We start from the raw sequence: 14,004 nt of genomic DNA on the forward strand, positions 1-14,004 counted from the left end.
GGGAGGCACCGCGCCGGGTTCCGGCGTGCTGCGCGTCGACCACCACACCCACTCCACGTTCTCCGACGGCCGCAGCACCGTGCTGGACATGGTCCGTGCGGCCGCCGCGGCAGGGCTGCGCACGCTGTACGTCACCGACCACGTCCGCCGGGACACCGACTGGCTGCCCGAGTACACCGCCGCGGTACGGGCGGCTGCCGCGCAGGCCGGCCCTCTGACTGTCGTGTGCGGGGTTGAGGCGAAAATCCTGGACACGGAGGGCCGGCTCGACCTGCCTGCCGATCTCACCGGCGTCGAACACGTCGCGATCGCCGACCACCGCTTCCCGACACCTGAGGGCCCCGTCGCCCCCGCGGAGATCGCCGACCTGCTCGCCGGCTCCCGGATCAGGTCCGATGACGCCCTCGATGCTGTCACCGAGGCGATCGTGGCCGCCGTTCACCAGGTCCCGACGGGCCTGAGCGCCCACCTGGCTCACCTGTTCAGCGTCCTGCCGAAGGCCGGGCTCGACGAACGCGCGGTCGGCGCCGCGCGGCTGGGCCGGATCGCCGCGGCATGCCGGCGGACGGACACCGCTGTGGAGATCAACGAGAAGTGGCGCTGTCCGTCCGCGGCGACCGCCGGCGTCCTGCGGGATCTGGGTGTCCGGCTGGTGGCGGGCAGCGACGCCCACATCGCCGCCGACATCGGCGCGTGGGACTTCGCCGCCCAGGTGCTGCGCGCGCAGCGGGCCGCCCACCCGCCCTTCGGGACGAGCGACGCACCCCGCGTGCCGGGAGAACGCTGATGAGGACTCTGACCGTCGTCGCGCACACCATCGCCTTCGTCTGCGTCTTCTTCGGAGCGCTCCCACTGGTGACCGCCGTCGTCCAGTTCCTCCTGGTTGGTCTGCAGCGCTACCGCGGCATCTACCACGACGTACGGCCGTATCTGCCACGCACCACTGTTCTCGTCCCCGCCAGGAACGAGAGCGCGGTGCTGGAAACGTCCATCGGCGCGCTCCTGACCTCGCACTACCCGCCGGAACGGCTGCGCGTGGTCGTCATCGACGACGCCAGCACTGACGACACACCGCAGGCCCTGGCCCGACTGCAGGCCGCCGCACCCCGGCGCGTCGTCCACCTGCGCCGGGAAAGAGGCGGACAGGGCAAGGCCGACACCCTCAACCACGGCCTGCGGCACGTCCTCGCCGACGACTGGGCCCAAGCGGTCCTGATCATGGACGCCGACGTCGTCTTCGCCCCGGACACCCTGTGGCGCATGACCCGCCATCTCGCCGACCCCGGGACCGGCGCGGTCACCGCCTACATCCAGGAGGGCAGCGGACACCGCGGCAACTACCTCACCCGCTACATCGCGTACGAGTACATCACCGCCCAGGCCGCCGCCCGCCGCACCCAGAACGTCCTCGGTGTCCTTGCCTGCCTCGCCGGCGGAGCCCAGATGCACAGCAGAGCCAACCTCACCGCGCTCGGCGGGCAGATCGACACCTCCACGCTCGCCGAGGACACCGTCACCACCTTCGACACCCAGCTGACCGGCCGCCACGTCGTCTTCGACGGCTACGCACTCGTCCTCGCCGAAGAACCCGACACCCCCGCCGGGCTGTGGCGCCAGCGCCTGCGCTGGGCCCGCGGCAACTTCCAGGTCACCCGGCGCTACCACAACCTGTGGTTCCGCGGCCACCGCACAGGAAACAACCGCCTCGGCTCCTGGCTCTTCGCACTGATGTGGTTCGCCGTACTGCTCACCCCCTTCCTGATGCTCCTGAGCGCGGCGGCACTGATCTTCCTCTTCTACACCGAGACCAGCAGCGCCTGGTTCGCCTTCAAGGCCCTGTGGGTGGTCAACCTCGCCAGCTACCTCTTCGTGACCCTGCTCAGCCTCGCCGTCGACCCGGCAACCGCCCGCCGCTGCTGGCGCGAAGCACTCGCCTTTCCCGGCCTCGTCTCCTGCTTCTTCCTCGCCGTCACCGCCGCCCCCTCCCTCACCCTCCCCTGGCTCGAGAACCTCGGACTCGGTACGACCAGAGACTCCCCCCACCCCCTGATGCTGTTCGCGTACTGCTGGCTCGCCCTGTGCATGCCTCTCGCCTGGCTCGCCACACGTCTGACCGGCACGTGGGCCAACCGGCTCGCCGCGCCCATGATCCACCTCGTCGGCTACGGCTCGCTGCTCTCCGCGTGCACCCTCGCCGCCTTCGCCCTCCAAGTCCGCGGTGCGCGACAGTCCTGGGACCGAACAGTGAAAACAGGCAAGATGCAGCCGGCCCCCACCTCACCCGCTGTAAACGACCGTCCTCAGACACAGCCTCGTCACCGGTCTCCCAGCACCGCGCAAACCGCCTCCATCGAGGAGTTCCACACACGCTGTGCCCGCCTCACGGCCCAGGATGCCCAGCGTGACCGGGCACTGCTGTGGTGGCAGATCGCAGTCCTCGCCCTCATCGCAGCACTGATGATCTGCAGGCAGATCTGGCTCGTGTGATCCGCAGCCTCGGTCGCCCACGGCCCACAGGCTCGCATCGAGCGCCGCCGCCGGGCCGACGCCTCGCTCTGGGGCCCTGCGCCGGGCTTGGGCTGAACGCGTTGCTGCCGGGGGGCGGGTGGTGGCGATGGCGGCTGCCGTGGTGTTGGCCGTCATCGCCCTGCTCGCCGTCGGTCTCAACCGGCCGGTGCCCTGAGCGGGCGCCGGCTCGTGGTGCCGGTCAGCGGCCGCATCCGACGCGTTTCGTGGACAGCGCCAGGTCGTCCAGGCGCAGGTCGTAGGAGTCCGGGGTGGGGTTGCCTTGGTAGAGCTGCCAGCCGATGCGGACGGTGTCGAAGGCGGGAAGGACGAAGTCCACCGGATTGCCGCCGTGCCGAGTGGTGGTGACGGTCATGTCGGGCTGGGGCTCGCCGTCGATCCATACCGCCACGCGGTTGTCCGAGGCGTCCACCTCCCATTCCAGGCACGTCCACTTGCCCGCTTCGGCCGGGGCGGACTCGCGCCAGTCGGTCCAGTCGCCCGTGGGGCCGCCGTCCGAGCCGATCCCCCACAGCTGCACCCCGTTGCCGACGGTGGGGACGTACTGGCCACCGATCGGTCGAACCACACTGCCATCGCCCTGGCCGGTGGCTTCCACGAGGGTGAAGTGGGCCCAGTCCGGAGCGGTGGGGAAATCGTCGACCTTCACCCGCATCCGGCCGAAGAAGCTGTTGTCCGGGGCCGAGAAATCGTCGACCTCCAAGAACGCGTATCCGTTGCCCTCGGTGCGCACCCGGAGCACTCGGTCCGCGCCGCGCTTCGCACCGTGTCCGCTGCCCCGCACGCGTTCGACGGACAGTGCGCCGTTCCGGGTGTCCACGCCCCAGCGCAGGCTGGTGCCCGCGCCGGGCGGCAGCTCCTCGAAGTCCTCGCAGAACAGTAACGCCGGGTCGGGAGCACAGCCGCCGACGGGTCGGCCGTCGTGGCGGTCGTGCGCCGGAGCGCCGCCGGTGGCGGCCACCACCGTGACGCCGGCCAGGGCGACGGCGACGAGCACCCGCCGTACGGCGGGAAGGGAGTAGCGCATGCGGAGTTCTCCAGTCGGGGGAGGTCGGAGGGATTGATGGGAGCGCTCCCATCAATCGTCCGGCACCCTACGGCAACAGCTTCCCCCCGCACCAGACGCTTGCCGTTATTGCGCCGGCACCTCGCGAGACGAATGAGGCAGTGCCGCCTTCGAGGCGTTCTCGGGAAGCGTGGCCCCCGGGTCCCCGTCCGGTCCCACCAGCCGGCCCCGGCCCGGAGCCCCGGCTCGACTGATCCCGCGCGGCGTCAGCACCACAAGTGCCTTCGGTCGCCGTCAGAAGTAGCTGGGCGGGGTCGGGCATGAGGAAGGGCAGGGCGCCGGGGCAGGGCTCCCCGGCGGCCATCGGCGGCCTTGTCACTGTGGGGAGCAAGGACCGTACAGGGCTGCCGGTTGGCTGGTCATCAACGCCCAGTACCTGTCGCCGTAGCTCCAGTGCCACCACTCGGTGCCGTAATTGATCAGCCCGCCGGCGGACAGGGCGTCGCTCAGCAGCGCCCTGTTCGCGCCGGCCTGGGGGCTGATCGAGGCGGCGTCCGTGTAGCAGGCGCCGTCGCTCTCCTCCGGGCCGGCGTTCATGCGCGTGCCCATGTCGAGCTCGGTGCCGTCGGCGTCGACGAGGGTGAGGTCGACGGCGGCGCCGGCGCTGTGGGGGGCGATCTCCGGCGGGGACACGTACCGGCTGGTGGCCTGGTGGACCCGCTCGTCGGACCAGGTCGGATTGGTCGCGCGGAGCTCGCCGGCGTACTCCTCGAAGTAGGTCCGTTGCAGTTCGGGCGGACGGTAGCCCTCGACGAAGAGCAGGCGCAGCCCGTCGGGCAGAAGCGACTGGGCGTGGACGAGCCGGTCGAGCACGCCGCTGCGCAGGTGGGCGTACGAGCCGGTGGCATCGGCTCGGCGGTCGTCGACCAGCAGGGTCCCGCGCACGTCGACGAGCGGCTCTCCGCAGTCGGTGACGGGGACGGCCGCCACTCGCGGGTCGGACATCAGGACGATGGGGCCGGGCGCGAGGGTGACGTGCATCCAGGGCGCGGCGTTCTCGCGGTAGGAGTGGCCGAGGGGCTCGATGCCCCTCTGGTCGGTGAGGCTGAACCCGGTCACCATGACCGTACTGGAGCCGTCGGCCACGGACACGAGGTGTGTTCCGCAGTCGGGGCAGAAGCCGCGCCGGAGGGTTGGGTAGGTCGCGAACCACTTCGGCTGTCCCCCGGGCCCTGTCCAGATCAGGGAGTCGAGGGGGAAGCCGACCCACAGCACTGCGGGCCCGCCGGAGATGCGGGTCTCATGGGGGCATGAACACACATGCGGATCGTCCGGTACGCCGGTGACCTGGTAGGAGATCCGGCCGCACTGGCAGTGTCCTGTTCGCACCGGCGTCGGCGCCTGTGATGCGGCTCGTGCGGTCGGCAGGGGGTGAGCGGGGACGGCTGGGGTGTTGGGGGTGGTGGGTGAGGTGTTGCTCATGTGAGGCCTCGTTTCGGAGGGGGCCGGGGCTACAGAGTGCTGAGGTCGGTGGCGTCGGGCAGTTCGGTGAGGGGCTGCCGCGTGGCGCGGGGCAGTGCGAACCGCGCTCGGGCGTGGTGGACGGCGGTGAGCTGATCGGCGCCGGTGGGGCCCCAGTTGAACAGTTCGATGACCTGTTCGGGGGTGGCCAGCGCGCGCAGATAGGTCTGGCCCGTGGCGGGGTCGGGCCGGGAGGGGCCGATGTCCGTCAGGACGGCTGCCATACGGAGGCGGGTGCATGGCCCGGCGCTGTGCTCCGGGTCCGGCAGGTTGCCGAGGAGAACCGGAGGGCTGATGCGGGCGGAGGCCTCTTCAAGGGCCTCGCGGATGAGGGTTGCCGCGGGGCTCCGGTCGTTTTCGGGCTCGGGAGTGCCGCCGGGGAGGCAGGCGGCGCCGTTCGCAGGATCGAGGAGTACGAGGACGCGGCCGTCGGGGGCGAAGAGCCACCCCCAGCTCTGGCGGACGGGAAGCCCGGCCGCGGCGGGCCCTTCGTGCCAGGGCAAGTGGTGGACGGCGCGGTGCCGGGTGAACGTGTTCACGCGGTCGAGCAGGGTGGGGGCGAGGGGGAGGCCGTCCTCGAGGATCGCGGGGCCGGTGCCATTGACGCGGGCGCGCAGGGCGGACAGCGCGCGGCGGGCATCGTCCGGAGCCATGAGCGCGGGCAGGTCGGCAGGTTCGACGAAGTCGACGCCCTCGATCTCGCCCGGTGCCGGGCGGATGGACGCGATCCGGTCCTCATTCCAGACGCCGCCGTCGAAGACGTGCAGCAGTTCACCGGGGAACCGTACGGCCGGAGACGTCCTGCGGCCTGCCGGGGACACCCAGTCGACGGCCAGCCCACGCGTGAGGGGCACCGCGAGCCCCAGCTCCTCCCGCAGCTCACGGGCGGCGCCCTGCGCGGGGGACTCACCCGGGTCCAGCGCGCCGCCGGGCAGGAGACGGGTAGGACGGTAGCCGACGCGCTGGACCAGGACCCGACCGTGCTGGTCGGTGATCAGGACCGACGTGCCGGCCCACAACGCGTGGGAGGCGCGCAGTGCACCGTACGCCTCGTCGGTCATCGTCACGCCGGAACGTTCGCCGGGTGTGGAAGTCGTGGTCATCTCTCTCCGATCGGTGGGGTACGCCTGTGGTGGCAGGTCAGGTGGTCGGCTCGGCCGGGTAACCGGGCGACGGGCTGGGGGGTGGTCACGGCGTGGTGGTCTCCTGCCGTGTTGGCGGTCGGGGTCAGGCGGTTGCGTGCAGGTGGGCGGGAGCGGCCCGGAGGGTCTGTCCGGCGGTGCGGGCGGTGGTGTCGATGACGTGGCCCTGGGCGTGCGGCCGGGAAGCGGCGGCTTCCCGGTGGCCGGCGGCGCGGCGCCGGCGGCGGCAGGCACGTGCGGCTTCGCCGTGTTCAGGATCGCCGGGACACTCGCGACTGGCCTCGATGCGCTCGTGGAATGCGGCTGATTCGGCGTGCGGGACGAGGTGGCGGAATCGGCCGGCCTGGCGCGGGCGGGTGGACCTCTCCTCGGCGTGGGCGGGGTTGAGGGGGCCGTCGGCACGATGACCGGGCCGCCCGGGTGCCGGGTCAGGCCGGCGGGGAAGGCCCCGGTCAGCTGCCGCCACAGGGGAAGGTCCTGGTAGTCCCTGGGTTCGAGAGCGTGGCCGGCGAGTGCGCTGCGCAACAGGTCGCCGACGCGCTCCGGGTCGGCGACCGTCGCGCCGGGCAGCGCATGGGACAGTCCGGCGGCGAGGGTCGTCCTGCCGCCGTCGAAAGGCCCGTTCACCCAGGTGATCATGCTGTTCCCGTGGCGGTGGCGGCCGTGCCGGTGGGCCGGGTGGGGGCGGGGAGGTGCCCGTCGCGACCGGGCCATCGGAACACCAGCCGGGAGGACGCCTTGTCCAGTACGTCGCCCAGGGGCAGTCGGTGGTCCGGGGTGCCTGCCGGGTGGACGGTCAGAACGGGATCGGCGTGCTCGTTGTTGTCGTCGGCGCGGATGTGGCGGTCCCATGCCCGGACCGTGGCCGCGAGCTGCTCGGCGAGCTGCGGGCCCTGCTCGCCGAAGGCGTGCACGACCCACTCCCATGCCCGGTCATGGGCGTCGTCGCCGGGCCGTACCTGAACATGAGCCAGGTAGGCGAGCGAGGCATCGCCGATGACGGCGGGTGCGTCACGGCCGTTCGGGATGACGGTGATCCCGGGGTCCTGGTGGGCGTGCAGCCGGCAGAAGGCGGGCAGGGTGGTCGCCGCGTACAGCTGAAGGGACCCGAAGTAGGCGTTCGCCCCCATGGTGATGCGTGTGGCGATCTCGTGCCGCGGCCCGCGCAGGGCCTCCTCCAGACCGTGTGTGCCGGCGGCGGCGCCCTCGTCGAAGCGGAGGCTCAGCCGGCCGTCGAGAAGGGGGACGGCCGGGGCGGTGCGGGCCTGCTGCCCTTGGTCGCGGACGAAGCCGCAGTACGTGAAGTGGCGGGCGTGCAGGACGTCTCCGCGCCGCTCGAAGGTGACCGACCGGGTGTAGCCGCCCATCTCCAGCGGCATCACGAGGCGCCCTCCTTCGGCCAGTTGCTCGACCCAGGCGGGGCTGATGTCCCAGCAGTTGTAGGTGATCACGGTGCCGTCGAAGCCGCCGCGCGGTACGAGGCCGGCGGGGGCGCCGAGTGCCGCGTCCCCCTCCACGGCGGTGACGCGGCCACTGCCGGCCTCCGCGAGGAACGCCCGGGTGCGGCGTACGACCCAGGGGTCGATGTCCACGCTGACTACTCGCCCTTGGGTGACGTGGGCGATCAGCTCGGCGTTGTAGCCACCGGACCCCGCCTCGAACACGATCGCGCCCGGAGCGGGACGCAACTGCTCGATCATGTCGGCCTGGAGCCAGGCCGCGGACACCGAACTGATCGCCCTCCCGTTTTCGTCGCGGCGGGTGATGACCGCCCGGTCGCCACCGTCGTACGCGTCCGCCGGACTCGCCTCCGGGGCATAGCGGTGCCGGGGCACGGTCTCCAGCGCGCTGCGTACGGCACCGGACGGCGCCCAGCCGCCCTCGATCACCGTCCGGGCCATCGCCCGGCGGAGCCGGACGGCTTCGGCCGGCTCGCCCGGCACGGGCGGCCGAGCAGCGGCGAGCGGGTAGGAGACGACCGGCGGCAGGGCCGGGATGACGCCGGGCCACACGCTGTCGATCGCGAGTGCGGCCGGGACGAAGACGTCCCCGGCACAGGCGAGGGCGTACAGGTCGAAGAATTCCCAGCGGTCGAACTTGTCCGTCTCCGGATTGGTCAGGGGTCCCGTCCACGCGGTGATGCGGACGACGGCCGTGAGCCGCGGGATGCCGTGGCTGTCGTCGACGAGCATCGTCACCACGTACGCGTCCGCCGGGTCCACGGCCAGGCCCGTTTCCTCGGCGAGCTCGCGCACTGCCGCGGCGGCGAAGTCCTCCCGGCCGCTCGTTCTGCCGCCGGGCAGTTCGAGCATGCCGCGGCGGGAGCGGCCGAGCAGGACCCGGCCGGAGTCGTCGGTGACGACCGCGAGGGCGCCGGTCAGGGCATGGGCGGTGGTCGGCCGCTTCTCGACGGCCCGCGTGCCGGTGTGGCAGGGGCCGCGCAGGACCAGAACGGCCAGGCCGTCCGCGTCCAGGCGTTCCACCGCTTCCCAGCCGGCGGCGAGCACGTTGATCTCGTCCTCGTCCAGGGCGATGCCGCGCCGCTCCTCGGGCGTGTTCTGAGCCACTGGGGTGATGACGACGAGAGCACCGCCGGCCCGGAGCCGCTTGCCCAGCCCGTGCAGGACGCGCACCCTGTCCTGCACGAATGCGTACATCAGGCGGAGCGTGATCAGGTCGTACCCCTCTTCGTGCAGCGGGGCAGGGTCGTCGCGCTCGATGTCCAGGTGCAGCCAGCGCACGCCCTCGACGTCGGCATGCTCCTCGCGGGCCCGGGCGAGCGCGCTGCCGGCGAAGTCGACGGCGTCCACGGTGTAGCCGAGCGAGGCGAGGCAGGCGGCCAGGCCGCCCGTCCCGCAGCCCACGTCGAGCGCGCGACCGCCGCCCGGGGCGGGGGCGTACTCGGCGAGGATCTCCCGCTCCCGGTCACCGACCTGCCGGAAGTTCCTGCCGTCGCTGAAGTGCTTCTCCCACTCGTCGCGGGCCGTGTACGTCAACGTGCTGCTCCTCGTGTGCGTGCGGTGGGGGTTCAGGGGCGTTGCGCGGCGCGGAGCCGGGCCAGCGTGCGCCGGCCGCGCTCGACGAGCTCGGGATCGTCGTGGGTTGTGCCGTAGGAGATGCCGGAGATGGCGTCCAGGGCGGACAGGACCGTGAGGTGGGCCTCTTCGTCCTGGGTGAATGGGCGGCCGTATCCCTCCGTCACGGCGGCCAGGAGGTCCGGGCGGCCGTGCCAGGCATCGGACAGCCTCACGAAGTCCCTGATCGCCGGGCCTTCCTCCGATCGCTCGAAGTCGATGACGTACAGGGCATCGGCGGCCTCGTCCCAGCGCAGATTGCGCAGTTGGAAGTCGCCGTGGGTGGGCAGCGTGTCCGGGGCGGGCAGGCCGGTGGCCTTGGCGACGGTGGTGCGGACGAACTCCTCGTCTCCGGCCGTGAGGTGGGGCCGGGCGCCGTTCAGGTGCCGCTCCGCCTTCGCCAGGGGCAGGGCGTAGGCGGCCGGGCGCGGCGGTGCACTGGTATGGATGGCGGCTGCGAGTTGCCCGATGCGGTGGAAGATGCGGCGCTGCTGCTGGGGCGGGTACGAGGCGCCGTGCAGGGGCCGGCCTCCCACGGCGGTGAGCACCACAGCCCGCAGCAGTGCGTCGGCGGCCACCAGTCGCGGCGCAGCGGGACCGATGCCCTGCACCCAGCCGCGGAGCGCGGCCACTTCACGCCGGTGGAAACGGTCACTCTGGTGGACCTTGACGTACCAGGTGCCTCCCTCGGCTCCGCCGGCCCGCCATACGCGGCTCTCCTGACGTGCCCAGGACACGTCCGTCCAGGTCGTGATCCGGCCTACCGCACGCTCGGTGAACTCCCGCACCGCGCTTTCAGGCCACCGCTCTTCGCAGACCGGGGCGGGCACGAGGCGAATCCGGTCGACAGCCGGGTCATGACCGACCGTGTCGCCCGGTTCCTGGAAGTGCAGCGCCACGGGAACACCGGCCCGGTAGGCATCCAGCCCCGCGCGGCAGTACGCGACCATCGGCTCGGGCAGAGCATCGAGCGGGAACCAGCCCATGGCATCGCACACCTCGGGCTCCATAACTTCGGGCGCCCCGGACCAGCGGCGGACCTCGAAGAAGAACCCGACCCGCGCGCGCCCGGCCGGTGCCCGGTGGTGGAGGGTGACCGCGGCCCGCACGTCGTCGGGAGCCACCACCAGCCCCGTCTCCTCGTACGCCTCGCGCACGAGCGCGGTGACGGCGTCCTCGAAGGGCCCGTCGACATGCCCGGAGGGGAAGTGCCAGTACCCCGCGGCGTAGACGGTGCCGGCCCGCCGCGACAGCAGCACCTCCGCCCCCTTCTCCCCTTCGCGGACGGCGATCAAGTGCACGTCCACCGCCACCGTGTGCCGCTCGCCGCCGCTCACCGGCCACCTCCCGGCCGCCGGGCGAGCAGAACATCGCACACCGCGTCCTCGGACGGGGGTTTGGCCAGGTCGTCTTCGTATCGGCGGCCCGGATCGATCGGAGCCGGACAGCGGATGCCGCGCACCGTGTCGCCGAGCAGCTGGACGACTTCGTCGGTGAGGCCGGGGCGGTGCCGGCCGTTGGCGTCCGCCGAGACGTGGAAGAGGCTCACAGGGCTTTCTCCGTGCGGTGCGTGGGGTGCTCGGCCGGGCCGGGGGCGGCGGGTTGGCGGGGCACCTGCGCGAGCGGAGGCAGGACCCACTGCAGGGCCCGTGCGCCGGTGCCGGAGGAGACGTGCTGGGGGCCGCCGCCTTCCGGCACGGTCACCCGATAGGCATCGGGCCTTCCGGCCAGGACCCAGCGGACGTGCACGTCCTCCAGTTCGGCCCACACGTCCCGGGGGCCGTGGACCCGGACGGTCGCCTCGTCGGGCCCGGCGACCGCCCAGGAGTCCTCGCCGGGAGCGACGATCGTGAGCGTCTCTGCCTGGAAGTCACGGACCAGCCCGGGCGCCAGATAGGCAGCCGCGAGCCAGAAGCCGTACGCGTCGTCCGGTGGCGCGAGCCGGGTCGGGCGCGGTACGCCGGGGGCGGCCTTGATTCCGGGCCGCATCGGCACCGCGTCAAGCCATTGGTGGCCGAACATGGGCCGGTATCCCCGCGGTCGCCCTCGCAGGACCGCCTCGACCCCGCCGGCCCCGGTACGCGTGGCCAGAAGCTGTCCGGGCCAGCTCGGTGTGCGGGTCACGAGCGTCGTGAGCAGCCGGCCACCGGGCGCGAGCTGGTGCACCCATGCCTCGGGGACACGGGGGACGCCGATGCCGGAGTGGATCCGGTCGTACGGAGCCCGCGCCTCCTGGCCGTCGAGGGCGTCGCCCACCGCAACGGCCGCGCCGCTGCCCAGGCAGTCCAGGTTCTGCTGGGCGAAGGCGGCCATGTGCCCGTCCCGCTCCACCCCGAAGGCGAGTCCGGGACCCGTGATGGCGGCGGCCAGCGCGAGGGAGATGCCCGGCCCGGTCCCGAGCTCCAGATACCGCTGTCCGGTGCTGAGTTCGAGGGCTTGGAGGGCTTCGACGGTGGCGGGGAGGTACGTGGACATGGACGTCATGTGTCCGCCGGTCACCGGCCCGCGGGCAAGAGCGTCAAGGGGCTCGCCGTCGCGTTGGAGCAGAACCGACTCGCCGCTGTGGATCAGGTCGAGCCACTCCTGGCGATCCTCGGGATGGGAGCCGTCGAGGAGGCGCCAGTCGATCGGTTCCGTACCGGGGCCGCTGACCCGCACGTACGCGTGAGGAAGCAGGACTTCACGCGGCAGACGAAGCAGCGCGTCGCGCAGCGGCATGTCGCTCAGGACACCGTCCGTCGAGAGCCGGTCGACCATGGCGGAGCGGGCGCGGTACGCACCCTCCGGCCCGGTCACCGCTCCCACCCCAGCTCGCTGTAGGCCCGGCCGGCCGTGATGCCCTCGATCGCGGTCCGTGCGTAGGGAACGATCGGCTCGGGCAGGTCCTTGGCGCTCCACCACTGCCAGGCCATGCACTTGTCCGGCTCTCTCAGTTCGGGCGTGCCCTCCCAATTCCGGGCGCGGAAGAACAGACCGATCCGGGGCTGGGCGCCTGGCCGGTTGACCATGTGGACGGTGTGCACGAGTTCCACGTCCGCCGGGTCGATCACGAGCCCCGCCTCCTCGTACGCCTCCCGCACAAGGCAGGCGGTCGCCGATTCCGCCTCGCAGTGGCCCGCGAGCAGGTGCCAGATGCTGCCTGCGAAGGCGGAGTCCGGGTGGCGCAGCCCCAGCAGGACCTGGCCGTCGCGTTCCAGGTAGAGGTGGACGCCGACCACGTTCAAAACGGTCCCCGGTGGCGCCCCGGCCCGGGCGGCCCCCGCCGCGCCCGCCGGGGGGACCACCGCCGCCGGGGGATGTTCGGCGGCGTGCCGCTGCAGGAGTTTCCTGGTCGAGGACGTCATCGTCATGTACGGGAACTTCTCGGGGCGCACCCAGGCGACCATCACGCCCTCGGTGAGCGGCAGACGGGCCGGCTCCCCGTTCCACCGGCCGGTGAAGACCTGTACGGGCACGGGCGTCCCGTGCATGCCGGTGACCCACTCGATCGCGTACGGCTCCAGGCCGGCGACGGTGAGCTCGGCCTCCTCGCGCAACTCCCTGCGAACGGTGTCGAGCAGGGTCCGGTCCTGCCGCTCCCGGCCTCCGCCGAGGAGCGACCAGCACCCCGGCTCCCAGATCCACGGCTTGTTGGCGTCCCTCAGGTGCAGCAGGTACCGGCCGTGGCCGTCGTGGATGATCGCGGACGCGTTCAACGGTTCCGGCCGCCCGTCGAGGCCGTCTGCCTCGGCGGCCAGCAGCTTGGCCCGCAGCGTCGGGGAGCGCACGTCGGCGTACGGGAGCCACTGGGCTCCGGCGACCTCCTCGTCCTGCAGAGTGAGCGCAGGCGGTTGTCCGGTGGTGAGGTAGAACGCGAAGCGGACATCGAAGTGCTGGTGAGCGGGCTCGCCCTTGGCCGGGTCGGGATCGATGTCGTGCACGTCGACATCGATCGGCTCGTCGACGAACTGCGGGGTCAGGCACAGGTCGCCGGGGTGCAGCCCAGCCTCTTCACACACCTCCCGCACGGCCGCGGCCAGGAGCGCACGGTCACCCGCCTCGATGTGGCCGCCGGGGCAAAGGAGCAGCCCCGTCGCCCGATGGCCGATGTGGAGCACCCGGCGGTCGCGGTCGATGACTACGGCGCTGCAGGTCAGGTGGCCGGGCAGCGTGGCTCGGCTGGTCGGTTCCTCGGTGCTGTCGAGGACAGCCAGCAGCCCTTCGAGGGAGGGGCGTTCCCCGGCATGCCGGCTGAGGTAGGTCTGGATGGTGTCTCGGATATCAGAGCGGGAGGGCGGCACGGGATCACCTCGGGACGTGTGGGAGCGGGGTGTACGGGCTGGGAGGGAGGGGCGTGTCTGCCGGCGGGCTCGCCGATGTCATCGCGTTGTGGGCGCGTGCCGCGACCGGCACCGGCATTCCGCCAGCGGCCTCGACGAGGTCACCGTCCAGGGTCCGCCGCGCCACCGGCACCGGAAGCGGCCGAGCCGCGCGATCTGGGCGGGCTCCAGCGCCCGGCGCTGCGGTCCGGATCGGTGCGGGGCGGGCGGGCCTTCGCGAACCGCCGTCCGTCGTAGGCGTCCCGGGCCAGGTTGTTGCGGGGCGCGGCTCCTGCAGGGCCTTCGTCGACCGCGGCCGGGATGGTCCGGGGGAACAGCGGCATCATCCCCGCCACGCCCGTCACGTCCGACTCGGCGCCGTTCATCGCCGCACCCCCGGCCGGCCGTCCGCGTCGGCCGGCAAGTGGCGCGGAGCC

The 14,004-nt window shown here is 72.5% G+C and carries 11 protein-coding genes; 2 read left to right on the forward strand and 9 right to left on the reverse strand.

Features of this window, described 5'->3' with window-relative positions; all coding sequences use genetic code 11:
* Positions 1-25 precede the first annotated feature (25 nt).
* On the forward strand, positions 26-787 hold the full coding sequence (locus tag FKN01_RS04040) for a PHP domain-containing protein (protein ID WP_185992733.1): 762 nt from the start codon (positions 26-28) through the stop codon (positions 785-787).
* Entirely contained in the window at positions 787-2,487 is a 1,701-nt protein-coding gene (locus FKN01_RS04045; protein ID WP_143616423.1) for a glycosyltransferase, read from the forward strand. The genes FKN01_RS04040 and FKN01_RS04045 overlap by 1 nt, the downstream gene beginning before the upstream one ends.
* A gap of 220 nt (positions 2,488-2,707) precedes the next feature.
* Here the strand turns inward: FKN01_RS04045 and FKN01_RS04050 are convergent, their stop codons facing one another.
* From FKN01_RS04050 to FKN01_RS04095, 9 genes are all read right to left on the reverse strand, one after another.
* Entirely contained in the window at positions 2,708-3,553 is an 846-nt protein-coding gene (locus FKN01_RS04050; protein ID WP_143616425.1) for a hypothetical protein, read from the reverse strand.
* Positions 3,554-3,907: 354 nt separating this feature from the next.
* Positions 3,908-4,537 (reverse strand): M15 family metallopeptidase, encoded by a 630-nt coding sequence (locus FKN01_RS32430; protein WP_185992745.1) that lies wholly within the window; start codon positions 4,535-4,537, stop codon positions 3,908-3,910.
* Positions 4,538-5,043: 506 nt separating this feature from the next.
* Entirely contained in the window at positions 5,044-6,156 is a 1,113-nt protein-coding gene (locus FKN01_RS04060; RefSeq protein ID WP_143616429.1) for an NUDIX domain-containing protein, read from the reverse strand.
* A 674-nt stretch (positions 6,157-6,830) separates the two neighbouring features.
* The gene (gene fxlM / locus FKN01_RS04070; protein WP_143616431.1) at positions 6,831-9,191 is read right to left on the reverse strand and encodes a methyltransferase, FxLD system; all 2,361 of its coding nucleotides are present in this window, start codon (positions 9,189-9,191) and stop codon (positions 6,831-6,833) included.
* 32 nt (positions 9,192-9,223) lie between these two features.
* Positions 9,224-10,606, reverse strand: coding sequence for a phosphotransferase (locus tag FKN01_RS04075; RefSeq protein ID WP_143616433.1), 1,383 nt, complete (start codon positions 10,604-10,606; stop codon positions 9,224-9,226).
* Positions 10,603-10,818, reverse strand: a complete 216-nt coding sequence (locus FKN01_RS04080) for a hypothetical protein (RefSeq protein ID WP_143616435.1) — start codon at positions 10,816-10,818, stop codon at positions 10,603-10,605. Before FKN01_RS04080 ends, FKN01_RS04075 begins: the two co-directional genes overlap by 4 nt.
* A complete protein-coding gene (locus FKN01_RS04085; protein WP_260696761.1) occupies positions 10,815-12,065 on the reverse strand; it encodes a methyltransferase in 1,251 nt (416 codons plus the stop codon). The genes FKN01_RS04080 and FKN01_RS04085 overlap by 4 nt, the downstream gene beginning before the upstream one ends.
* Entirely contained in the window at positions 12,062-13,549 is a 1,488-nt protein-coding gene (locus tag FKN01_RS04090) for an NUDIX domain-containing protein (RefSeq protein ID WP_143616438.1), read from the reverse strand. Before FKN01_RS04090 ends, FKN01_RS04085 begins: the two co-directional genes overlap by 4 nt.
* A gap of 140 nt (positions 13,550-13,689) precedes the next feature.
* Positions 13,690-13,953: a hypothetical protein gene (locus tag FKN01_RS04095; protein WP_143616440.1), complete on the reverse strand. Its 264-nt coding sequence runs from the start codon at positions 13,951-13,953 to the stop codon at positions 13,690-13,692.
* Positions 13,954-14,004: the final 51 nt, after the last annotated feature.

Source organism: Streptomyces sp. 130 (assembly GCF_007096885.1).
In the GTDB taxonomy this organism is placed as follows: domain Bacteria; phylum Actinomycetota; class Actinomycetes; order Streptomycetales; family Streptomycetaceae; genus Streptomyces.